The sequence below is a fragment of the Nonomuraea sp. ZG12 genome, assembly GCF_052068115.1.
Classification (GTDB): Bacteria; Actinomycetota; Actinomycetes; order Streptosporangiales; family Streptosporangiaceae; genus Nonomuraea.
Genome location: NZ_JBQHCW010000053.1, coordinates 1 through 21,652 on the forward strand (window position 1 = coordinate 1; position 21,652 = coordinate 21,652).

The window sequence follows — 21,652 nt, forward strand, 5'->3', positions numbered from 1 at the left end:
CCCGCGACCTCCAGACGCGAATTGCATGATCGCCAGACAGTGCTGCGACCTGCACGGATGAATTCTCGGCACCCGCAAGGTCGGCCACGGCGTCATGCAGGAGCACCGTCGCGGCGCGGGCGGACGGCGCGGCCGCAGCTTCGGCGGCCGATGCGGGACTGAGGCCGGTCAGTGGCATGGCCAGGAGCACGGCGGCCAGGGGCGCGGCGGGGATGGGGTGGCGTGGGGGGAACGGCACCGAGGCCCGGCGCGCACCGCAGGAGGATGGCCCGCCGCCGGCGCCGCAGGATCAGTTAACGGGACCGTCCTCGCTGCGGTTCTCCACGGGGACCTGCGGCCATTGAGAACGGCTAGGCGCTGTAAGGTCGCTCATCGACACCACCCTAGACTCGCGGGATGCCCGATAGTCGTCGCCTCCCGATCTGGGCCGGACGCACGGCCGCGCTGCTGGGCATCGTGCTCGTGGCACTCACCCTGCGCCAGGCGGTTGCGGCGATATCGCCAATACTCGGCGACATCCGCGTGGACATCCCGATCTCGAACATCGGCGTCGGGTTGCTCGGCACCCTGCCACCCATCCTGTTCGCGGCATCCGGGTTCATCGCGCCGCGCGTCGCCCGCGGCATCGGTCTCGACGGCGGCATCGTGCTCGCGCTGGCGCTCATGACCGCGGGTCACCTCATTCGCGCGTTCGCCCCGGGATTCGCGGTGCTGCTCATCGGCAGCATCGTCGCGTTCGCCGGCACGGGCATCGGCAACGTGCTACTGCCGTCCATCGTCCGGCGGTACTTCCCCGACCGGGTCGCCCTGCTGACCGCGGTGTACGCCTGCATCGTCGGCGTGAGCACCGCCGTGCCCGCCGCCCTCGCGGCGCCGGTGGCCGAGCAGATCAGCTGGCGCTTCTCGCTCGGCATCTGGTCGGTGACCTCGGTCGTCGCGCTCGTTCCGTGGCTCCTCATCATCGCGCGAGAGCGCCGCCAACGACTCTCGGATGCCGTCGCAGGCGAGTCACCACCGCCCGCCCTCGTCACGCGCCTGTGGCGGTCACGCGTGGCCCTGTCGATCACCGTCGCATTCTCGACCAGCACGATCTGCACCTACGCGGCTTTCGCCTGGCTGCCCGAGATCCTCGGCGACATCGCCGGGTCGACGTCGACCGAGGCCGGGGTGCTGCTCGCGGTGACCGGCATCATCAGCGTGCCGGGCGCCCTCGTCGCACCCCTGCTCGTCGCGCGGCTGCGCAACGTCGGCGGGCTGATCGCCGCCGGCATCGCGAGCTTCGTGCTCGGCTACCTCGGGCTGCTACTCGCCCCCGAATCGCTCACCCTGCTGTGGGTGCTGCTCATCGGCTCGGGGTCGATCCTGTTCCCGGTCAGCCTCGTGCTCATCAATTCGCGCACGCGCACCCAGGGCGGCACGGTCGCGCTCAGCGGCTTCGCCCAGGGCGTGGCGTACGCGCTTGGCGCGCTCGGTCCGCTGCTCGTCGGGCTGCTGCACGACGTGAGCGGCGGGTGGACCCTGCCGCTGCTGTTTCTGCTCGCTGTCGCCCTCGTGGCGACCATCCCGGCGATCACGCTTGCAAGGCCCGCGTTCGTCGAGGACGAGCTCGCCCGCTGAACCAGGTCGAACAGGTCGTGGTGGCGACCTTGGAAGAGGCGCCCAAGAACGCCACCCATTGGTCGCGGGCGTCGATGGCCCGAACGCAGCGGGCTGAGCAAGTCGACCATCGGGCGAATCTGGCGAGGCTTCGGGCTCAAGCCGCACCTGGCCGACACGTTCAAACTGTCGACGGATCCGTTGTTCGTGGAGAAGGTCGTCGACGTGGTCGGCCTGTATCACAACCCGCCCGAACGCGCGGTGGTGCTGTGCGTGGATGAGAAGTCCCAGATCCAGGCCTTGGATCGGTCGCAGCCGGTGCTGCCGATGATGCCGGGCATGCCCGAGCGGCGCACCCACGACTATGTCCGCAACGGGATCACCAGCCTGTTCGCCGCATTCAACGTCGCCGACGGGACCGTTATCGGGCAGATGCACCGCCAGCACCGCGCCGCCGAGTTCAAGAAGTTCCTGGCCACGATCGACAAGACCGTGCCCGCCGAGCTGGACGGTTGATCCGGCGCGGCGTGCACAAGAGCGTCCAGTCCCTGGAGAAGGACATCCGGGACTGGATCGCTCAGTGGAACGACGACCCGCGGCCGTTCGTGTGGAAGAAGACCGCCGAAGAGATCCTCGAATCCCTCGCCCGATATTGCCGACGAATTTCAGGCGCACGACATAGCCCAGTGCGCCCCCACGCCCCGGAAAGTTAAGGAGCCGCGCGGAGATGCTGGGCGATGTGGCCAACGTAGGTATGTGGCGCGTGGGGTTCCTGGGCGCCCCCGGCATCCCGGAAATGTTGCTGGGCCGCCCCCAAGCGTCTGCTACAGCGAAGTCAGCATCTCCGTTGCGGTCTCCCCCTCGTCCTCGGGCGGCTCGCCGTCGTACTTCTCCATCAGCTCGAAGGGGCTCGGGTGGGGCACGATGCGGGCAGCGAAGTCGTTGAGCACGGGGGGTGCCAGCACCGGCGGTCCACAGGCTGCGTGGACGATCGGCGCGACTACGCCGATTCGCCCAGACCGGTTCGGTCTTGGCCTCGCACCTCACCTCCGTTCGACCGGGCCCGGCCAGTCCCACCGGAACGGCCATGAGGTCCCCCGGTTCCCGACGTCGGCGCGCTGCCGAACACTTTCTCGCCCTCGGTGGCGAAGCGTGGCAGCAGCAGCCCGAACGCCGCCCGCTCTTCGCGCGTCCAGTCGGCGCAGATGCGCCGGATCAACGCCCGGTTGCGCACCCGCAGGTCATCGAGGAATTCCTGGGCCGTGGCAGTCAGGCTCACCATCATGGCGCGTCGGTCTCGCTCGTCGGGCTGCCGGGTCACCAGGCCGCGGGACTCCAGGTCGTCGAGGTGACGTGTCACCGTCGTCCGGTCCAGGCCGAGTACCTCGGCGAGCTGCGACACCCGCAGCGGTCCGGCCCGGTGCAGTACGAACAGCGGTGCGGCGGTGCCGCGGCGCAGACCGGGCGAGATGCTGCCGGCGACCCGCTCGAAAAAGTCTTCGGTCGTCCGCGTGAGCAACGCCATCGCGTCGAAGACCCGGTTCTCGAGTGTCTGTCGCATTATGTGCACGCTCCGCTCTCGTTCGTCCCGCCCGTCGAGGAAGGCGAGGCGGGGGTCGGGGCGCCCGCATCGCCGTGGGTGGTCGTCATGCCGGCGTCACCGCGTCCAATCGTCCGGTGCTCAGTGAGTCCGCGCTGCGCTGCGTGGGAGCTTACGTGTACACCGCTTCTTGAACAAGGTACGCGAGCACACCTGTCCCGGTACTCGGCCGGTGCACAGCAGCGTATCGGGCCGCAACAGAATACGTGTAGACGGCATCATAAATCATGTGTAGTGTGCCTCATATTGAAGGCGTGGGCCGTGGTCTTGATGACCATGCCGGAGCGTATCGCCACCCACACCACACGGAAGGGAAGCGCACGTGGAGCCGAACTACCCAATACACCTGCCGGACTTCTTCATCGGCGACCCCGCGCCGGCCTATCGGGACCTGCGCCGCAACTCTCCGGTGCACTGGACCAGCGCCAACGGCGGATTCTGGGGCATCACGCGCTACGAGGACATCAAGTTCATCGGCTCGCGGCCGCACCTGTTCTCGTCGGCGAAGGGCGTGCTGATGCCCGACGGCAAGCCTCGGACGGTCGAGCCGCGCCCGATGCTGATCACGACCGATCCACCGCGGCACAAGGCGCTGCGCCAGCTGATCTCGAAGGGCTTCACTCCGAAGCACATCAGCGCGATGGAGCCCGACGTCCGCGCGATCATGCGCGGTGTGCTGGACTCCGTGAAGCCGGGCATCGAGCTGGAGTACGCCGAGGGGATCGTCGCGAAGGTCCCGGTCCGAATCATCGCCGACATGCTCGGGGCGCCGGCCGAGGACTGGGAGCAGTTCCGCGCCTGGTCAGATGCCTCTGTCGGCTCGGCCGATCCCGACATCAAGTTGTCCTCGCAGGACGCGTTCGGGGCCCTGACCACCTACTTCCGCCACTTGATCGAGCTGCGCGAGCAGGGCCGCAGCAACGACCTCATCTCGATCCTGATGGACGCCGAGGTCGACGGCGAGAGCCTGTCCCACGAGGAGCTCATATCGTTCCTGCACCTGCTGCTCGTCGCTGGCAACGAGACCACGCGCAACCTGATCGCGTTGGGCACCGTCGCACTGATCAATCACCCCGCGCAGCTGCGGATGCTCGTTGACGACCCGAGTCTGATCCCCACCGCGATCGAGGAGATGCTGCGCTACGTCTCCCCGGTCACGCACATGACCCGCTGGGCCACCGAGGACGTCGAGCTGCGCGGCAAGACCATCAAGAAGGGGCAAGCGGTCGTGCTGCTCTACGGCGCCGCCAACCGCGACGAGGACGTCTTCGGCGACACCGCCGAGCAGTTCGACATCACCCGCCGGCCCAACCCGCACCTGGCCTTCGGTACCGGTGAGCATGCCTGCCTGGGCCTGTCGCTGGCACGGCTCGAGGCCCGGGTGTTCTTCGAGGAGTTCCTTGCCCGCTTCGACCGCATCGAGCTCACCGGCGAGGTGGTGCGGATGCGCTCGACCATGGTGCCCGGCATCCGGACCATGCCGGTCCGCCTCGGTGCTGCGAACGAGTCGGCCGTCCGATGAGGGTCGTCCTGGATCGGGCAAAGTGCACGGGGATCGGAATCTGCGAGGCACTCGCGCCGTCCGTGTTCGAGGTGGACGACAACGGTGAGCTGGTCGTGCTGTCCCCGGACGTGCCCGAAGACGCCCGGGACGAGGTGGCCGAGGCCGTCGAGGGCTGCCCCACCATGGCTCTGAGGCTGCAGTTGTGAGCGCCGCGACGGTTCGCACCGAACCCAGCTCGCTCGTTGTCGTCGGTGCCTCGCTCGCTGGCCTGCGTGCGGTCGAGGCTGCGCGCAAGGCCGGATTCGCCGGCCGTATCACCCTGGTCGGCGACGAGTCCCACCTGCCCTACGACCGGCCGCCGTTGTCGAAGGAGTTGCTGGCCCCAGGGGGCGGGACCGACCCGGTGGCCTTCCGTAGCCGCACCGAGCTCGTCGACGACCTGGACGCGGAGCTGCTGCTTGGCGCCCCGGCCACCGGACTCGATCCGGAGGCCCAGGTCGTGTACGTCGACGGCGAAGAGGTGGCCTACGACGCGCTGGTTGTCGCCACCGGCGCCGCGGCCCGCAGTCTGCCGGGCACCGAACGCTTGGCGGGTGTACACGTCCTGCGCACGCTGGACGATGCGCGTGCGGTTCGCCGCGCCCTCGACGAAGGTGCTCGCACTGTCGTCGTAGGGGCTGGGTTCATCGGGTCCGAGGTCGCCTCGGCCGCGCGCACGCGCGGCTTGCAGGTGACGATCGTGGAGGCCCTGCCGACCCCCTTGGTCCGGTCCGTCGGTCCCGACCTAGGTAGCGCGCTGGCGACGCTGCACACCCGCAACAGCACCGCGCTGCGCTGCGGACAGGCCGTGGCCGCGGTGCAGGGCACCGACCGGGTCGAGGGCGTGCGTCTCGCCGACGGCACCGTGATCGACGCCGACCTGGTCGTCGTCGGGATCGGAGCGGTGCCCCGCACCGACTGGCTCGACGACAGCGGACTGCCCCTCGACAACGGCGTCGTCTGCGACGAGTTCCTCCGTGCCGGCGCCCACGGCGTCTACGCCGCGGGAGACGTCGCCCGCTGGCACAACCTCCTGTTCGACCGCTCGATGCGGGTGGAGCACTGGTTCGCCGCCGCCGAGCAGGGGGCGCGGGCCGGGCATAACGCGGTGTCACCGGCAGATGCCCAGTCCTACTCGACGGTCCCGTACTTCTGGTCGGACTGGTACGGCTCGCGCATCCAGTTCGCCGGTGTCGCCACCAACGACGGCTACGAGCTCGTATCGGGCGACCTGGCCGGTGACCACTTCGTCGCGCTGTACCGCGAGGGTGACCGGCTGACCGGGGTGCTGACCCTGAACGGGCAGCGCCACGTCATGAAGTACCGCCGACTCATTGCCCAACGCGCTCGCTTCGACGAAGCCATCGCGTTCGCCCGGACGTCGGCGCCCACGCGCTCGGCCACCACCACTTCCTGACCTTCCGCCCTGCCAACGCCTGGTACACCTGCGAAAGGACCAATCGACCATGACTGAGCAGCAGCAGCAGGAACAGGGCACAACCGACGACGACCCCACGACCACCACGTCGTCACCCTCGGACACAGGTCCCCCACGGGACGAGATGGTGCTCGCCCGGATGGGCGGCCGGAAAGGCTTCGTCTACTCCAGCATCCCCGTCGTCGTGTTCGTCGCCGCGAACCTCTTCTTCTCGTTGACGGTGACACTCACCGTCGCCGTGCTGACGGGCGTGGGACTGACGGTGTTCCGAATCGTGAGCGGTGAGCGCTGGACCTCTGCTGTCGGCAGCCTGGTCGGCGTCGCGATCGCCGCAGGCGTCGTGGCCCTGACCGGGTCGGCGAAGAACTACTTCGCACTGGGGATCTGGGCCTACTTCGCGGGCGTCCTGCTCGCCCTTGGCTCCGTGCTGGCCCGCTGGCCGGTCACCGGGATCATCTGGAACTTCGTGCACGGCGGCAAGTACCGGTGGCGGACCGATCGCAAGGTCCTGCATGCCCATATGATCGCCACCCTCGCTGCAGCCAGCGTCCTGGCCGCCCGATTCGGCGTCCAGCAGTTCCTGTACCTGGCCGACAACACCAGCGCGCTCGGTGTCGCCCGCGTCGCGATGGGTACGCCGCTGTCGGCGCTCGTCGCACTCGTCATCCTGTGGGCCTTCCGGCGCAGCACCAAGCAGCTCGCCCCGAAGAAGGCGGGCACCGGCGACGGCATCGGGGACACCGGTCAGAAGCAGGCGGAGTAGCCCCGTGAACCAGCCGGGACCCGTGACATCGCGACCGAGGACGCTCATCGCCGTACTCGTCCTCGTAGGGATCACGGTGTCGTTGCAACAGACCTTCGTCATCCCCTTGCTACCTCATCTGCCGACGCTGCTGCACACGACCCCCGCCAACGCGTCGTGGGCCGTGACGGCCACGTTGATCGCCGGGGCGGTGTCGATCCCGATCGTCGGTCGGCTCGCCGACCTGTGGGGCAAGCGGCGCATTCTGCTGGCCTGTCTCGCGTTCCTGATCGCGGGTTCGGCGATGACGGCGCTCAGCGCCTCGCTCGGCTGGTTCGTCGCCGGTCGAGCCCTGCAGGGCATCGCCGCGGGCGTGGTGTCGCTGGGCATCAGCCTGCTTCGCGACCACCTGGCCCCGCACCGGCTGGCCTCCGCGACATCGGTGATGAGCACGTCGCTCGGCGTCGGCGCCTCGCTGGGAATCCCGCTGTCGGCGTTCCTCGCGCAGTACGCCGACTGGCGGCTCCTGTTCTGGACCGCGGGCGGGCTGGCCGCCCTGGCGGGTGTTCTCGTCCTGCTCGTCGTGCCCGGTAGATCGCGGCCGCCGGGCGGGCGGTTCGATCCGCTGGGCGCGCTGATGTTCTCCAGCGCGCTGGTGTGCCTGTTCCTCGCTGTCTCCAAAGGCGGAACCTGGGGGTGGACCGGCGGCGTGACCCTCGGATTGTTCGCGGGCGCGGCCGCGCTGCTGGTGCTGTTCGGGGCGTGGGAGCTGCGCACCGCGCAGCCGCTGATCGACCTGCGGGTGAGCCGTCGGCCGCAGGTTCTGCTCACCAACGCCGCCTCGCTGGTCTTCGGCTTCTCCATGCTGATCAGCTCGCTGGTGTTCACCCAGCTCCTGCAGATGCCCACGGCGGCGGGATACGGGTTCAGCGAGTCGATGTTCGTCGCCGGCCTCCTGCAGGCCCCGGGTGGAGTCTGCATGATCGCCATGTCCCCGGTGTCGGCCATGATCACCGTCCGCTTCGGACCACGGGCGGCGCTCATGGCCGGTGCCTCGGTCGTCGTGTGCGGCTACGGCTTCGCGGCGCTGCTGCACACCGAACTCTGGCAGTTGCTCGTCTGCTCCGCCCTCGTCGGATCCGGTATCGGGCTCGCCTACGGGGCAATGCCGTCGCTCATCATGAGCGCGGTCCCCGTCAACCAGACCGCGGCGGCCAACAGCCTGAACAACCTCTGCCGGTCATTGGGCACAACCACCGCCAGCGCGGTGACCGGGCTGCTCCTGGCCACCATGTCCACGACGGTGAGCGGGCACGTCGTCCCGAGCCGGACCGCGTTCACCACCGTCCTGCTGACCGCCGCATCGGCAGCGCTGCTCGCCCTGGTCATCGCCGCTTTCATCCCCCGCCGTCGCCCCGCCACGACGGCTGGCCCTCTCCTCGCCACACCCACGGCCGTGCAGAGGCACGAGCCGAGGCCGACCCCCTAACCTGACCGGGGTGGTGCCGTTCGAGATGGTCGACGGCGACCACTGCCCGGCAGGCTCCCTCGGCGCAGTAGCAGCGCTGCGGCTTCGCCCGTCCCGCTCTCACCGTGGTCGATGAACGCGGTCATCGGGTGAAAGCCATAGGTGTGCTTCCAGGTCGGGGCCGCGTGCTCTTTCTCGGAATGCGCGATCACGATCGTCGCGTCCAGGTCCACCGGATCGGCGTGCCGCCTGCGCCGGGAGCGCGTTCACCCGCGAGCGTCCAGGCCCTGGCCCGTGCCGCCGCGCGAGCGGCGCGGATCGCCCGCAACGCTTGTGGCCCCGCGTCGGCGAGGATATTGACCAGCCGTGACACCGTCGGATCGGAGGCCACCGGCCCGACGAACACCTCCGGAGAGGAGCGCAACACCGCGATATCGGCCAGGCAGTCCCCGCCCAGCGCGAGTGTCACGGCCAGATCCGCCACGATCTTCCCGGGATCGTGCACCGCTCGTGGTGCACGCCACCGCGCAAGCGCCTGCGACAGGCCTTTGTCCAGGCCGGTTGCCCTCAGCGTTTCCACCAGGAGCAGGCCGCCGGCCTGACAGACCATTCCCTTGCCATCCGAAGACACAACGATCTTGGGGCGACGACCGGTAAGCTGCACTCGAAAAGTGCCTTTCGAACTGGTGTGGACAGGGCCCTCAGCAAGTCCAATCCTCCCAGCTCAAGGCACTTTTCTCATGTAAATGATCAAGCCTGGCGAGTCAGGAGAGCGGCGAGAAAGGCCCGATCCTCGGGTGCGAATCTCACTTTGATGTCAGCGCCGAGCTGGCGTTCAAGGACGGTGATCTGGTGACGCAGGACGAGAATCTCCACGTCCTTCCCGATCGCCCATGGGTAGCAATCGCAGCGCGGCGAAAGCGTTCGTGACGGTCAGGTACGTCAGGCGAAGAAGCACAGCGGATCATCCTGCCGTACGCGTTTCCGCCTCTGGGCGACCGGAACTCGCGTACGGCACCCGAAGCCCCCTCAGAGCCATGACCTGGGCGGATGTAATTATGGGCATGCGCAGAGTCGAACGTCGCCCTGGAGCACGAGATCCGAGCGCTGCGAAATCGGCTGTTGCAATGATTGCGATCCGGCAGCCCCGACCGGCTGGACCTCGGCGTGCAACTGGCCGCCTTCCGCATCGTGCAGGAGGCCCTGACCAACGCCCTCAAGTACGCCGGCCCGCGCACCACCGTCGACCTGAGCCTGGCGGCCGACTCCTGCCAGGTCCACATCGTCGTGCACGACAGCGGCCCGCCCGACGCCGAACCCGCGTCGGCGGCCAACCGGCCTGAGCGCCGTTTTAACAGTCGTCTCAGGTTCGCTCGGTATGAAGTAGGCATCGCCGGGCGACGCCGGTCTCGGCCTCGCCGGCATGGCCGGACGCGCCGCGCTCTACGCCGGCACGGTCAGCGCCGGCCCCGCATCGGACGACGGCTGGACCGTCTACGCGACCCTGAAAGGCAGCCATTCATGATCTCTGTGCTCGTGGTGGACGCCCAGCCGCTGCAGCGCTTCGGGTTTCGCATGCTGCTGGAGAGCACCCCCGACACCGAGATCGTCGGCGAGGCCGAGAACGGCGCCGAGGCCGTTCGGCGGACCACCGAGCTGCATCCCGACGTGGTGCTGATTGACATCCGCATGCCGGGCGTCGATGGGATCGAGGCCACCCGGCGCATCGTCGCCGCCGGTGGGCGTTCGCGGATCCTGGTGCTGACGACGTTCGACGTGGACCGGTACGCGCTCGCCGCGCTGCGGGCCGGGGCGAGCGGTTTCCTGCTGAAGGACATCCACCCGGAGGAGCTGCTCGCCGGCATCCGGGCCGTCGCCGCCGGGGACGCGGTGATCGCGCCGGCGCTGACTCGGCGGCTGCTCGACGCGTTCGCCGACCGGCTCAGCGATGACCTCTGCGGGCCCGTACGGGAGGATCCCCGGCTGGACTCCCTGACCGGCCGCGAGCGCGAGATCCTCGTCGCCATCGGCCACGGCCTCACCAACGGCGAGATCGCGCAACGGTTCACGCTGTCGGAGTCGACGGTGAAGACCCACGTCGGGCGGGTCCTCGCCAAGATCGGCGCACGGGACCGGATCCAGGCCGTCATCCTCGCCTACGACCTGAGGCTCACCCGGCCTGAGACTCACCCGGCCGATTTAGCGCTTCATCTCGCGCGTCCGTCGGGGGCGCGACCGTAGTTCCCAGCCGCACCGCTCCGGGCCGATCCGTTCCGCGTGATCGACCGCTCCGCTGCCGGGTCCGCCTGCAGCCGCCCACGTCCCCGTCCGTCCGACCGCCACGACGCCGCACGGGTGTGAGTTCAGTGCGGACGTGTGTGAGCTCAGAGCTGTTTTTCGGCTTGTTGACCTCAGTGAGCTCACACACGTTCGACGCTTCGTCAGGACTTGCGGGGGGAGGCCCAGAGCCCCGGCGTTGATTCGCTATATGCCGTTCTTTCGGTTTTATCAGATGTTGTAGACGGCGAAGGTGTCGTTGTGGGCGAGGAGGTCACGGCGGGCATGGGCAATGTTGGTCCGGCCCGCCAGGCGGGCGGTACTGATCGCCAGGTTGCGAAAGCCGGCTAGAGCCCTGGGCGCGGTACCTGTTCTGACCTGGGAGTTGTCCTCCCGGAATGTTACGTCGCGGACCAGTGGAGACGATTTTCTACGCCCCAGTGCGGGCGTTCGTAGTGGTTGAGCTGGGCGGGCCCGGCCAGGTCGGCGGGCAGGCTGGTGATGCCGTACACGATTGTCGGCGACCTGGCATTGGCCCAGGATGACGCCGTGCTCGTGGCTGATCGCCCCGACCAGGAAGATGCGCTCGCCCTGCGCGGTCCGGGCGCCGCGACAAGCCTTGCCATCCAGGGCGGCGCCGGGCAGCAGCCCCTCTGGGGCGGGATGGGTGATCTGCCGCTGGGTGACGCGGCGTTGCTCGCGCTCGATGGGCCCGGGTGTGTCGGGAATCTGCGGCATGGGAGCCGCCTGGCGCGTCACATCGGCCACATAGCCGCTGATCGCCGCATCCAGCGCATCGGCGTCTAGACGGGCCAGGACCCGGCGGAAAGTCCGCTCGCTGGTCACGGTGAACCGGCCGGTGAAAGGATCACGGTGAGCGCCCAGCCGCTGCAGTGCCTGTTGGGAGGTTCGGGCGGCCCACTGCCAGATCGCCGCGACGCTGTCGCCGCCGACCACGAGCGTCGCGCACGCGGTCAACGTCAAGATGACCACCAACGGGTGACGCCGCCCGCAGGCCGAGCGCCGGTCGGGGACCGTCGCCAACCGGCGCATCAACGCCGATTCCACCACGATCGGATCGGCTGCCAGCTCGGCTTCCCACAACGCCAGGTCGGTGAGCTGGTCAAGGCGAGCGACGAGACAGGGGCTGGTCGGGGAAGATGGGGACACGAGCGCGACTCCTGCGGCGATCTTCGGATTAGAGACCTGAAAGATCAGCAGAAGTCGCGCTCTTTCGTATGCCACCTGGCCAAACACTCAACGTCGCCATACCGCATCAGAACCCGGGAACGCCGGGGCCCTGCCCTATCCGGCGGACGCGTCGCCGTACGAGACAGCAAGGACCCCGACGGCCCAGCCCTGGTCTTCACCGATCCCGAGTGGAAGGCGTTCATCGGCGGCGTGAAACCCGGAGCCTTCGACTTTTAGGCCCTCAACCCGCCGCGCGGTCCAGTGGGGTGGTGAGGCGGGACACGGCGGCGACCACCTCGGAGGCGTTGGACAGGTCCGGCAGGACGAGTGCCACCTGCCGAGCCATACCGCATCAGAATTCAAGAACGCCGTCGCCCTTGAGGGAGACCGTCATGATGCCCGTGCACATCTCGTCGCTGGTGCCGTCGCCCCACACCACGTAGCGGGGCGGCAGCTTGCTCAGCTGCGGCAGCTGTTTGCGCAGCCCCGCGTCGTGCGTGCACGTCACCCGCAGCGTGTCCCCTGGACCCACCTCCACCGGCGACGGCAGCTTCACCAGCCGCTGGTTGTCGAAGTCGAACTGCGGCACGTCCAGCACGACCTTGGCGTTCGGCGTGCCCGGGTTGAGTTCAACCTTGATGGCCCGCCCGAGCAGGTGCATGTGGCCGAAACCAGCGAACAGCGTCATCGGCACCGTCACCTTGTGGTCGCAGGTCTGGGTGCCACCGGGCTTTGGCGCGCTCTGGCCGCACTCCTCCAGCTGCTCGTCCGCGGTGCCGCCGACGTCCGGCCCGAACCGCTTCGTCACGTCCGCGATCGAGGCCGCCCGGTCACAGAGCGGACCCGACTCGTCGGCGGCGCAGGGCAGCTCGGTCGGCGCGTCAAGCGACCACGTGGCGAATTCCCGGGTCTGCGGCGTGCCGTCCGTCAGCCGCAGCCGCACCGCCGAGCGGTCCGACCCGGGCGGCTTGCCGTCGGTCGCGAGCAGGTTGTAGTGGAGCTGGAGGATGATCAGGCTGCCCGGCTCCAGCTTGAAGCCGGCGTCCTGGGTGAACAGCGTCTCTATGGCGCCCGGCGCCCAGGTGTCCACCCACGCCGCTCCTCCTCCTTCTTCTACATCGGCGCCCTTCACGCCGGTCCCGCCGAAACACTGCCAGCCGAGGCCGGGGGTCTTCGCGTCATGCTCGCGCACCGCGGCAGCGCCGCCCGGCGGCACCGCGTACACGATGGCGTGGTGCGCCATGGCGGCGTTCTCCGGCATGACCTGGGTCCCGGTCAGGAACGCCGCCTTGGTCAGGCCCGGATCGACCACCTGACACCGGTACTCGTCCGTGCCGCCCTCCGGCGGCGCGGGCGTGTAGGCCTCGGCCATCTTCAGGTTGACGAACCGCTCGCCGGCGCGCAGCGGCTGCGGTGGAGCCGATGACCCGCCCGCGTGCGCGCTGTGCGCGCTGTGCGAGCGGGCCGCGGCGGGCGCCGCACTGTTGTCGGCGTTCGACCCGCAGGCGACGACAGCGAACGCCGTCGCCAGCGCCATGGTGGCCACCCCGAACCTCCGCAGTGGACTCTCAGGTTTCGTCATAGCCTGAACGCTAGGCCCGATTCCGTCCTGTTTCGTCGTACTGCGGTCTCATCTTCGGGAGGGAGGTGGTACCACGGTACTTCTCTCCGGAGCGCCGTTCGACACCCGCACGAGAATCAAGGCCCGTCGCAACTGGGCCCGAAGGCACGCCCACGAAAGTCCGTCGGCGATGGACGGGAGCCAAATTCAGCTCAGAACCGACTTCTACGCCTGCTTGACCGCGCGGGTCGACGCGCTGTTCGAGCTCACCGACGCGGTGCTCTGTACTGATGGGCCGGTACGAACCCTGGTCGGGTTGTCGTTGCCGCCCGAGCACCGGCGCGGGCACGGCGCGTCGTACGACGCGCCGAACAAGGGCTGGATCGAGGTCGAACGGCTTCGTAGCGTCTTCACAGGTCTGCCGCTACCGCGGTGCGCGGGCGGCTGGTCCTGGCCGTGGACGTCAGCGCCCGGCTGCGCCCGGACGCCGCCACCAGCCCCGACAGGTTGTTATGTCACGTCTACGGCCGCGGCAAGAACCAGGCCCAGCTGATCCCGGGCTGGCCGTACTCGTTCATCGCCGCCCTGGAACCGGGCCGGACCTCATGGACCGCGATCCTCGACGCCGTGCGGCCCGGCCGACGACGTCGCCGGTGTGACTGCGGCCCAGGTCCGCGACGTCATGCAACCTCTCATCGCGGCCAGACAGTGGGTGATCGGCGATCCTTGACGTGCTCGTCGTGTTCGACGCCGGCTACGACGTCACCCGGCCGGCGTTCCTACTCGCGGACCTACCCGCCGAAGTACTCGGCTGGCTCCGCATCGACCGGGTCCTGCGCCCGCCATCCCCGCCCCGATCGCGTGCCACGATCGGGGCGGGCATCGAAACACGGCGTCGAGTTCCGCCTCGCCGACCCGACGACCTGGCCGACCCCGGCAGTCACCACGAGCACCGCCACCAGCCGGTACGGCACCGCGAACGCCAGCGCCTGGACCACGTCCACCCAAGGTTGACCCGCCGCGCGGCCTGGATCGACCACGACGGGGACCTGCCCGTACTACCCGGCACCCTGATCCGCCTGCAGGTCGAGCATCTGCCCGGTGACCGCGACCCGAAACCGGTCTGGCTGTGGTCGTCACGCACCGACGCCCCACCCGACCGGTGGACGTGGCTCGTGATCATCGCGCACACCCAGCTACGCCTCGCCCGGCACCTGACCGGCGATCTACGCCGTCCCTGAGAACCACCCGCGCGACAGGGCAGGCTCACCCCGGCGCGGGTCCGTCGCGGGTTTCGGAACCTCCACCCGAAAACCACCCATCCCGCCGGTGCGCCGAAACCCAGCGCACCCGGCCCCGGACGCCCCCGCGGCTCCCAAAACCATCACTGAGCACCCCACCCCGACGTCGGTAAACCACCAAAAGAGACCTGACCATCGCCGAGCGAAAAGCCCGGAACGGACAACGACAAGCTAAGGCGCCGAAAGAGCACTTCGCCGGGCTGGAGAAGATCGACCCGACCCGGCGCACCGATCCGGACCGGCGACGGGTCCGGATCGAGCAGCCCGACCTGGAGGCGATCCTGCACCGGCACGCCACCGGGCTCGGCGTCGAGGTGCGCCGCGAGCAGGAGGTGGTCGGGATCCGGCAGGACGACCACGCGGTCACCGTCGAGGTCCGGACCACCGGCGGCGTGCGGGAACTCAGCGCACGGTACGTCGTCGGCTGCGACGGCGCGGGCAGCACCGTCCGCGGGCTCGCCGGCTTCGACTTCGTTGGCACCGACGCGACCGTCACCGGTCGGATGGCGGTGGTCGACATGGTGGACCAGGAGAAGCTGCGGCCAGGATTTCACTACACGCCGCACGGCGTGTACGTGCACGGGCTCGGGGTGAGCCGGATGTCCACAGTGGAGTTCGTCGGCCCGCCGCGGCAGGTCGAGCCGCTCACCGTCGAGGAGCTGCAGGACAGCATCCGGCGGGTGAGCGGCACCGACGTCACGATCACCACGATGTCGTCCGGCACCCGCTGGATCGACACGGCGCGGCAGGCGACCACGTACCGGGCCGGCCGGGTCCTGCTGGCCGGGGACGCGGCCCCCGTGTACGCGCCGGTCGGCGGCCAGGGCCTCAACGTCGACGCGGCGAACCTCGGCAGGAAGCTCGCGGCCGTGGTACACGGCTGGGTCGGCGAGGACATCCTCGACACGTACACCACCGAACGGCATCCGGTCGCGGCGCGCCTGCTGGAGAACACCCGGGCCCAGATCGCCCTGATGCGACCCGACCCGCAGACGAGGGCGCTGTGGGAGATGTTCTCCGACCTGATGGACCTCGACGACGCCCACCGGTACGTCGCCGACATGCTCGCCGGCATGGACGTCCGGTACGACCTGGGCGACGACCACCGGCTCGTCGGCATCCTGTGCCCGGACATGAAGCTGACCCTGGAGCGGCCCGACCCGGACGTCGTCACTGCGGTGACCCGGTCGGCGGACTGCTGCGTGAGGGTCGTGAGCTCCTGCTCGACCTCGTCGACCGCGCGGAGGTCCGCGACGCCACGGCCGCGTGGACCGGACGGGTCAACACCGTCACCGCCCGCACGGACCGGGTGGACGTCGACGCCTTGCTCATCCGGCCCGACGGCTGTGTCGCCTGGGCCTTGCCTACCGGGCAGGACCTCGACGCCACCACGCTGGTGCGTGCGCTGGGCACCTGGATCGGCCAACCGGCCTGAGCGCCGTATTAACCATCGTCTCAGGTTCGCTCGGTACGAAGTTGGCGTCAGATAAGCGATGTAACACGTATGTAGGAGGCTAGTGAATGGCAGTCAACGCAGCGCCGTCCAGGGAAGCGCCGGCCGGTCGGTTGGCAGGCCGGTGGGTACCGTGGTTGGTGATTGGCTTGTGGGTGGCGCTGGCGGTGGTCATGGTGCCGCTGAGCGGAATGTTGAGTTCGGTCACCACCGACAGCGCCGCGGACACCCTGCCGGCCAGCGCCGAGTCCACCAAGGTCGCGGTGCTGGAGGACAGTCTCCCTGGCGGGGACGACAACACGTTCGTCTTCGTGTACCACCGTGCCGGCGGCATGACCGACGCCGACCGCGCGACGGTCGAGCGCCACTACAACACCCTTGCCAAGCGGTATCCGCCGAAGGTGGTGGCCCCGGCCGGCGAGGACGACGAGGCCCACCGACGAGACCCTCCACCGACGGCAAGGCGATGATGTTCACCCTCGATGTGAGCACGACCTACGGCGCACCGGAGGCCATCGTCGGCCCGTTGCGTGACACCGCGAAGGACCGCCCGCCGGCCTGGACCTCGACGTGACCGGCCCGGCCGCGATCGAGGGTGACATGGACGCCGGCTTCGACGGCATCGACCTGCAGGTCTTCCTCACCACCGTCGTCGTCACGCTCCTGATAATCCTCACCTACCGCAGCCCGGTGTTGTGGCTCATCCCGCTCGTGGCCGTGGGCGCGGCCGCACTGACCGCGATGGCGACCGTCTACCTGCTCGTCAGGGCTTCGGCATCGTGGTCAACGATCAGAACTCGGCGCTGCTGACGATCCTGGTATTCGGCGTCGGCACGGACTACGCGCTGTTGCTCATCGCTCGATATCGGGAAGCACTGCACCACCACGAGAACGTCCGGGTCGCGATGGTCCACGCGCTACGCGGCGCGGCGCCGGCCATCGTTGCGTCCGCGGCCACCGTGGTCGCCGGCCTGCTCTGCCTGCTCGTCGCGGACCTGAACAGCACCAGCGGGTTGGGCCCGATCGGCGCGGCCGGCATCCTGTGCGCGCTGGTGGCCATGCTGACGCTGTTCCCGGCGGTGCTCGTGGTGCTCGCCAGGCGGATCTTCTGGCCGGCCATCCCGCGGTTCAGCACGGCCGTGGAGGAGAAGCCGGGGCTGGGGACGGCTCGGCGCCGCCATCAGCCGCCGCCGGTGGGTGGCGACGCTCAGCTCGCTCGGAGTCCTGGGCGTTCTCGCCATCGGCCTGGCGGGCAACACCGGCGCCCTGCGGGAGCAGGACCAGTTCCTGTCCGCGCCGGAGTCGGTCACCGGCTTCACCGTTCTCCGCCAGCACTTCCCGGAGCTCGGCGGCCAGCCGATGGCGATCTTCACGCGGCCGGCGTACCGGGAGCGGGTGCTCGACATCGTCAAGGGCACTCGCGGTGTGGCAGTCGCTCGTGGACGATGAGGAGCCCACGCTGCAACGGTGAGTGCGGCGGCACGGACGAGATCCGGGACGGGGACCCAGGCCGTCCCGGATCTTTTCATGGGCCCGACGGTCGCCGCCCTTTGGTCCTGCGCCGTGCGGCCGGGGCTGGGGTCGGCGCACCGCGGTGTCCTGCCCCGACGGTGAGCCGTGCGGGGCCATGCCCGAGGGCCGCCGTCCCTTGTCCTGCGCCGCGCCGCCGGGGCGGGTCAGCGCACCGCGGTGTCCTCCCCGGCGGTGAGCCGCGCGATCGGGGCGGCCGGAAGGTCGACCCGAAGCAGCGCGCCACCGCGTGGGGAGCGGGCGACGGTGGCCCGGCCGCCGTGGGCGTCGACGACCCGCTGCACGATCGACAGCCCCAGACCGGATCCCGGCAACGCTCGGGCGCTGTCGGCACGGTAGAACCGGTCGAACACCCGCGGTACGTCGGCGGCATCGATGCCCGGCCCGGCGTCGTCGACCTCGAGCACCGCCGACGCGCCCTGGGCACGGAGCCGGACCTGGACCGGCTGGTCCACGGGGGACCATTTGCCGGCGTTGTCGATGAGGTTGAGCACCGCCCGTTGGAGCGCAGCGGGACGCCCGCTCACCCACACGGAGGTCACGTCGAGCGCGACCTCGATGTCGGGCACGCGGGAACGCGCCTGGGTCGCGGCGGCCACCACTACGTCGGCGAGGTCGAGCAGTTCGGTGCTCTCGTCGCTGACGTCACCGCGCGCCAGGTCGGTCAGCTCGGCGACAAGGGTGCTCAACTCGGCCACCTGGGCGCCGAGATCGTTGAGCAGCCGGGTCCGGCTCTCCGCCGGCAATGCGCTGTCCAGGGTGCCGCGCCGATGGAGCCGGATCAGCAGCTCGATGTTGAGGCGCAGGCTGGTGAGCGGGGTCTTGAGCTCGTGGGCGGCGTCCTCGGCGAGCAGCCGCTGGGCCCGCCGGGAGTCCCGGAGCGCGGCGAGCATGTCGTTGATCGACTGGATCAGCCGCCGGATCTCCCCACCGCCCTCATCCGGGATGTCGGCGTCGAGATCCCGGGTGTGCGCGACACGGACTGCGGCGGCGGTCAGCCGGTCGATCGGTGCCAGCCCGGTCCGCGCCACGGTCCGCCCGACAAGGGCGCCGCTGACCACGCAGAGCAGCCCGATCAGCAGCATGCCCAACCCGAACCGGTTGATCGGGGTGTCGTCGGCGACGCGGGCCACCTGGACCGCGCCGTCGCCCGCCCGCAGCGTGTAGATGAGGTAGCCGTCGTCGTCGCTGTCGCCCGACTCCATCAGGTCGGCCGACGCGCCCTGCGCTACGCGTCCGGCGTGCTCGCTGACCGGGGGCAGCGCGGGTTGGCCGGCCGGCGTCCGGATCGAGCCGTCGGGCAGGATGACCCGCACCAGCCGACCGGATCCGGGATACGGCAGTAGCTGGACCTGCGCCAGACCGGCGCGCTCCGCGTTCGTCGCCAGGACGCGGGAGTCGGCGCGTAGCTGATCCTCCGCGGTGTCCTGCAGTTCCCAGGCCAGTAGCTCGCTGGCCACCTGGAAGGCCATGAACACGCTGACCGCGATGGCCGTCGCCGCGATCACCGTCAGCCTGGTCCGCAGGGACCGCCGGCGCCACCAACGGGTCAGCCGGCGCGAGCCCCGGCCGGCGGGCCTGCTCACGGAGGAGTCTCCCGCAACGTGTACCCCAAGCCGCGCAGCGTGTAGATCAATCGCGGCTCACCCTCGGCCTCCATCTTGCGGCGCAGGTAGCTCACGTACACCTGGAGGTTGTTGGAGGTGACGCTCATGTCGAAGCCCCAGATCGCCTCGAACAGCGCATCTCGGGTCAATACCCGGGTCGCGTTGCGCACGAGGATCTCCAACAGGGAGAACTCGGTCCGGGTCAGGCGGAGCGGCCGCCCGCCCCGCCACGCCTCGAACCTGTCGGGATCGACCCGGACGTTGGCGAACGTCAGGATCTGCGACTCATCGTCGCCCGGCGCGCGGCGGCGCAGCAGGGCCCGGACCCGGGCCAGCAACTCCTCCGTGGCGAACGGCTTGGGCAGATAGTCGTCGGCGCCCGCGTCCAGCCCCGCGACCCGGTCGGAGACCTGATCCCGGGCGGTCAGCATCAGCACCGGCAGGTCCCGACCCGCCGCCCGCAACCGCCGGCAGGTCTCCAACCCGCCGAGGCGGGGCATCATCACGTCGAGGATCAGCAGATCCGGCGCGTCGCCACCGACCCCGTCGAGCACAGCGAGACCGTTGGCGACAGTGCTGGTGTCGTAACCCTCGACCTGGAGCACCCGCTCCAGCGACTCACGGATGGCCGCCTCGTCATCCGCGATCATGATCCGCACGCCGGCCCGCCCCCCTCCAGTCGATGCTTTTGCCGCTCATTGTCCCCGATCAACCTGAGGCCAGGATTAGAGCGTCGCCGGTGGCCCGGCCGCCGTGGGCGTCGACGACCCGCTGCACGGGAATAATATTCTGTCGTCCAGGCGACCACCGAGTTGGTCAGCAGGGTCAGGCACCACGCCTGCTCGGTCTGCTGTTCCAGGTGCGGCCGGGGGATGGTGCCCTGCTGGGCGTAGTGCAGGTCGCGGCGCAGCGCGTGCAGGCTCTCGCCCTTGTTCAGCTGCCGGGAGATCTTCCTTCTGAAGGCTGGGTCTGACAGGTATTTGGCCAGGTGGACGGTCCTTCTGAGCATGCCCCATTCCTTCAGCGCGGCGCCAGGGTGTTCTGCCGGGAGGCGGCCGACCACTTGCCGACGATCAGGGAGGCGGTGGCCTGGCCGTACTTCAGTGAGCCGGCCATCCGCAGCAGGTCCGGCCAGCAGTCGGCGACGAGGTCCTCGTTCCAGCGCGTCGCCCAGCAGCGGCCCGGCGTGCGGGTAGCGCTTGGCGATCTCGGTCGGGGTGTCATCGCGTACCAGGGTGACCCGGGTCAGATCCCGCATCCTCGGAGTGAGGGCCTTGCCGACCAGGTCGAACAGCGCGAAGTTGATCATTGTTGTTATATGGACACTGTCAAGCGGACCCTGACTCAAAGGGTCCTCGGAGCCCAACGGTTGCGAATCGCTGTAGCGGACTCACAGAGCCTTGCCATGGAGAACCTTGATGACCTGAATGCGGGTCTGTAGGAGGCCGACGCCTAGGGCAGCAGCCGTTCTTTCCTCGCGTAGGAGACCGAGCAGGAGGTGCTCGGTGCCGATATACCGGTGCTTGAGCCCGGCGGCCTCACGGCGGGCCTGTTCCACGACGTGGTCGAGGTGGACGCCTATCTCCTGGGCGCGTATGGCTGTGAGGTCGCATCCGAGACTCCTGAGCGTCATGATGGCCATGCCCTCGTCCAGGCGGGCCAACCCCATCAGGAGGTGATCGGCGGTGACACGATCGTGCCTCAGAGTTCTGGCCTCCTGTTGGGCCAAGTCGAGCGCCAGCCGAGCGCGAGCCGTAAGGAGATGCTCCAGGAGCTGGTCAAGGGTCGTCCTCCTCAGCATGGCATCTCCGTCCGTGAGCGACTGGCACCAGTATGCGCGACGGGAAGGGTTCAAGCACACCACCTGCTCAGGAGGCGGACCCAGCAGAATCGTCCTCGCTCTGGAATTGGTCGGAGTCCAGTGCTGCCGCCAAGGCTGCCTTGCAGGCAGGGACTTCCGTATGGCCGGTGGTTTCGCCGAGATCGGCCAGCAAGGCCTGCAGTCGCCTGGCCACGGCGGTGTGCCGTTCAACCTCGCGAGTCCAGCCACGTTCGTCGGCGTCTTGGACGAGTTGTTGTTCGACCTCCAGGCGGGCCTGCAAGCGTGGGGTGTAGTCGGGGGTGGTGACGAACTTGGCGCAGGTCACGCCCGCTCGGGCGCTGGGTCAAGCCTCTCCTGCTTGAGGATCTCCCAGATCGTGGATGGCCGTAGTCTTGATGCCTTGAACCGCGCCGGGATCGGTGGAGACTCTATTGGTTGACTCCAGTCGCCGGTTGGGGCTGGTGTTGAGCGTAGTAGACGGCTTCGTGTTCGGCGGGCGGGACGTCACCGATGGCGGTGTGCA

22 protein-coding genes and 7 pseudogenes are annotated in these 21,652 nt (G+C 69.2%); 17 read left to right on the forward strand and 12 right to left on the reverse strand.

Annotation, left to right across the window (positions count from 1 at the left end; genetic code table 11):
- Positions 1-190: hypothetical protein (locus tag ACTMTF_RS48595; protein ID WP_441116903.1), on the reverse strand; the 190-nt coding region annotated here is incomplete at its 3' end.
- Between the two features lie 206 nt (positions 191-396).
- On the opposite strand from ACTMTF_RS48595, the gene ACTMTF_RS48600 reads away from it, so the two are divergent.
- Together ACTMTF_RS48600 and ACTMTF_RS48605 are read left to right on the forward strand one after the other, a co-directional pair.
- On the forward strand, positions 397-1,617 hold the full coding sequence (locus ACTMTF_RS48600; RefSeq protein ID WP_441116904.1) for an MFS transporter: 1,221 nt from the start codon (positions 397-399) through the stop codon (positions 1,615-1,617).
- Positions 1,593-2,309 (forward strand): annotated as a pseudogene (locus ACTMTF_RS48605) (IS630 family transposase); the annotation flags it as partial. The gene ACTMTF_RS48600 and the pseudogene ACTMTF_RS48605, both read left to right, overlap by 25 nt.
- A gap of 111 nt (positions 2,310-2,420) precedes the next feature.
- On the opposite strand, the gene ACTMTF_RS48610 reads toward ACTMTF_RS48605, so the two are convergent.
- Positions 2,421-2,561 carry a hypothetical protein gene (locus ACTMTF_RS48610; RefSeq protein ID WP_441116905.1) on the reverse strand — a complete coding sequence of 47 codons (141 nt, stop codon included), beginning with the start codon at positions 2,559-2,561 and terminating at the stop codon, positions 2,421-2,423.
- A 35-nt stretch (positions 2,562-2,596) separates the two neighbouring features.
- Positions 2,597-3,157, reverse strand: coding sequence for a MarR family winged helix-turn-helix transcriptional regulator (locus ACTMTF_RS48615; RefSeq protein ID WP_441116906.1), 561 nt, complete (start codon positions 3,155-3,157; stop codon positions 2,597-2,599).
- Between the two features lie 361 nt (positions 3,158-3,518).
- Here ACTMTF_RS48615 and ACTMTF_RS48620 point away from each other — a divergent pair, with 361 nt between their 5' ends.
- Genes ACTMTF_RS48620 through ACTMTF_RS48640 form a run of 5 tightly spaced genes read left to right on the forward strand, consistent with a single transcriptional unit; the run spans position 3,519 to position 8,408 of the window.
- Entirely contained in the window at positions 3,519-4,718 is a 1,200-nt protein-coding gene (locus ACTMTF_RS48620; RefSeq protein WP_441116907.1) for a cytochrome P450, read from the forward strand.
- Positions 4,715-4,906 carry a ferredoxin gene (locus tag ACTMTF_RS48625; RefSeq protein ID WP_441116908.1) on the forward strand — a complete coding sequence of 64 codons (192 nt, stop codon included), beginning with the start codon at positions 4,715-4,717 and terminating at the stop codon, positions 4,904-4,906. Before ACTMTF_RS48620 ends, ACTMTF_RS48625 begins: the two co-directional genes overlap by 4 nt.
- The gene (locus tag ACTMTF_RS48630; RefSeq protein ID WP_441116909.1) at positions 4,903-6,156 is read left to right on the forward strand and encodes an NAD(P)/FAD-dependent oxidoreductase; all 1,254 of its coding nucleotides are present in this window, start codon (positions 4,903-4,905) and stop codon (positions 6,154-6,156) included. Before ACTMTF_RS48625 ends, ACTMTF_RS48630 begins: the two co-directional genes overlap by 4 nt.
- A gap of 49 nt (positions 6,157-6,205) precedes the next feature.
- Positions 6,206-6,940, forward strand: a complete 735-nt coding sequence (locus tag ACTMTF_RS48635) for a DUF3159 domain-containing protein (protein WP_441116910.1) — start codon at positions 6,206-6,208, stop codon at positions 6,938-6,940.
- Positions 6,941-6,962: 22 nt separating this feature from the next.
- Positions 6,963-8,408 carry an MFS transporter gene (locus ACTMTF_RS48640; RefSeq protein WP_441116911.1) on the forward strand — a complete coding sequence of 482 codons (1,446 nt, stop codon included), beginning with the start codon at positions 6,963-6,965 and terminating at the stop codon, positions 8,406-8,408.
- Between the two features lie 53 nt (positions 8,409-8,461).
- On the opposite strand, the pseudogene ACTMTF_RS48645 reads toward ACTMTF_RS48640, so the two are convergent.
- Positions 8,462-8,997 (reverse strand): annotated as a pseudogene (locus ACTMTF_RS48645) (transposase); the annotation flags it as partial.
- A 557-nt stretch (positions 8,998-9,554) separates the two neighbouring features.
- On the opposite strand from ACTMTF_RS48645, the pseudogene ACTMTF_RS48650 reads away from it, so the two are divergent.
- Positions 9,555-9,722, forward strand: a pseudogene (locus ACTMTF_RS48650) (ATP-binding protein); the annotation flags it as partial.
- Positions 9,723-9,908: 186 nt separating this feature from the next.
- Positions 9,909-10,628 (forward strand): response regulator, encoded by a 720-nt coding sequence (locus ACTMTF_RS48655; protein ID WP_441116921.1) that lies wholly within the window; start codon positions 9,909-9,911, stop codon positions 10,626-10,628.
- Positions 10,629-10,895: 267 nt separating this feature from the next.
- Here the strand turns inward: ACTMTF_RS48655 and ACTMTF_RS48660 are convergent, their stop codons facing one another.
- Complete coding sequence (locus ACTMTF_RS48660) at positions 10,896-11,909, reverse strand: transposase family protein (RefSeq protein ID WP_441116912.1); 1,014 nt, start codon at positions 11,907-11,909, stop codon at positions 10,896-10,898.
- Positions 11,910-11,939: 30 nt separating this feature from the next.
- Here ACTMTF_RS48660 and ACTMTF_RS48665 point away from each other — a divergent pair, with 30 nt between their 5' ends.
- Entirely contained in the window at positions 11,940-12,092 is a 153-nt protein-coding gene (locus tag ACTMTF_RS48665; protein WP_441116922.1) for a DUF397 domain-containing protein, read from the forward strand.
- A gap of 115 nt (positions 12,093-12,207) precedes the next feature.
- Here the strand turns inward: ACTMTF_RS48665 and ACTMTF_RS48670 are convergent, their stop codons facing one another.
- Positions 12,208-13,437, reverse strand: a complete 1,230-nt coding sequence (locus ACTMTF_RS48670; RefSeq protein WP_441116913.1) for a monooxygenase — start codon at positions 13,435-13,437, stop codon at positions 12,208-12,210.
- Between the two features lie 169 nt (positions 13,438-13,606).
- On the opposite strand from ACTMTF_RS48670, the pseudogene ACTMTF_RS48675 reads away from it, so the two are divergent.
- Together ACTMTF_RS48675 and ACTMTF_RS48680 are read left to right on the forward strand one after the other, a co-directional pair.
- Positions 13,607-14,028: pseudogene (locus ACTMTF_RS48675) on the forward strand (transposase); the annotation flags it as partial.
- A gap of 119 nt (positions 14,029-14,147) precedes the next feature.
- Complete coding sequence (locus tag ACTMTF_RS48680) at positions 14,148-14,657, forward strand: hypothetical protein (protein ID WP_441116923.1); 510 nt, start codon at positions 14,148-14,150, stop codon at positions 14,655-14,657.
- 143 nt (positions 14,658-14,800) lie between these two features.
- Here the strand turns inward: ACTMTF_RS48680 and ACTMTF_RS48685 are convergent, their stop codons facing one another.
- The gene (locus ACTMTF_RS48685) at positions 14,801-15,076 is read right to left on the reverse strand and encodes a hypothetical protein (RefSeq protein ID WP_441116924.1); all 276 of its coding nucleotides are present in this window, start codon (positions 15,074-15,076) and stop codon (positions 14,801-14,803) included.
- Here ACTMTF_RS48685 and ACTMTF_RS48690 point away from each other — a divergent pair.
- The 5 genes and pseudogenes from ACTMTF_RS48690 to ACTMTF_RS48710 form a co-directional block, all read left to right on the forward strand.
- Positions 14,999-15,613: pseudogene (locus tag ACTMTF_RS48690) on the forward strand (FAD-dependent monooxygenase); the annotation flags it as partial. The gene ACTMTF_RS48685 and the pseudogene ACTMTF_RS48690 overlap by 78 nt on opposite strands.
- A 227-nt stretch (positions 15,614-15,840) precedes the next feature.
- Complete coding sequence (locus ACTMTF_RS48695; RefSeq protein ID WP_441116914.1) at positions 15,841-16,152, forward strand: aromatic-ring hydroxylase C-terminal domain-containing protein; 312 nt, start codon at positions 15,841-15,843, stop codon at positions 16,150-16,152.
- An 86-nt stretch (positions 16,153-16,238) separates the two neighbouring features.
- Complete coding sequence (locus ACTMTF_RS48700; protein ID WP_441116915.1) at positions 16,239-16,640, forward strand: hypothetical protein; 402 nt, start codon at positions 16,239-16,241, stop codon at positions 16,638-16,640.
- Between the two features lie 130 nt (positions 16,641-16,770).
- A pseudogene (locus ACTMTF_RS48705) lies at positions 16,771-17,228 on the forward strand (MMPL family transporter); the annotation flags it as partial.
- Between the two features lie 139 nt (positions 17,229-17,367).
- Positions 17,368-17,619, forward strand: a complete 252-nt coding sequence (locus tag ACTMTF_RS48710) for a hypothetical protein (protein WP_441116916.1) — start codon at positions 17,368-17,370, stop codon at positions 17,617-17,619.
- Positions 17,620-17,846: 227 nt separating this feature from the next.
- Here ACTMTF_RS48710 and ACTMTF_RS48715 read toward each other — a convergent pair whose 3' ends face one another.
- The 5 genes and pseudogenes from ACTMTF_RS48715 to ACTMTF_RS48735 all read right to left on the reverse strand — a co-directional run bounded on the left by ACTMTF_RS48715 (position 17,847) and on the right by ACTMTF_RS48735 (position 21,454).
- The gene (locus tag ACTMTF_RS48715; RefSeq protein WP_441116917.1) at positions 17,847-19,286 is read right to left on the reverse strand and encodes an ATP-binding protein; all 1,440 of its coding nucleotides are present in this window, start codon (positions 19,284-19,286) and stop codon (positions 17,847-17,849) included.
- Complete coding sequence (locus tag ACTMTF_RS48720; protein ID WP_441116918.1) at positions 19,283-19,957, reverse strand: response regulator transcription factor; 675 nt, start codon at positions 19,955-19,957, stop codon at positions 19,283-19,285. The genes ACTMTF_RS48715 and ACTMTF_RS48720 overlap by 4 nt, the downstream gene beginning before the upstream one ends.
- A pseudogene (locus ACTMTF_RS48725) lies at positions 19,954-20,531 on the reverse strand (Tn3 family transposase). The gene ACTMTF_RS48720 and the pseudogene ACTMTF_RS48725 overlap by 4 nt, the downstream one beginning before the upstream one ends.
- 166 nt (positions 20,532-20,697) lie before the next feature.
- The gene (locus ACTMTF_RS48730; RefSeq protein WP_441116919.1) at positions 20,698-21,108 is read right to left on the reverse strand and encodes a Clp protease N-terminal domain-containing protein; all 411 of its coding nucleotides are present in this window, start codon (positions 21,106-21,108) and stop codon (positions 20,698-20,700) included.
- Positions 21,109-21,175: 67 nt separating this feature from the next.
- On the reverse strand, positions 21,176-21,454 hold the full coding sequence (locus ACTMTF_RS48735) for a hypothetical protein (RefSeq protein ID WP_441116920.1): 279 nt from the start codon (positions 21,452-21,454) through the stop codon (positions 21,176-21,178).
- Positions 21,455-21,652: the final 198 nt, after the last annotated feature.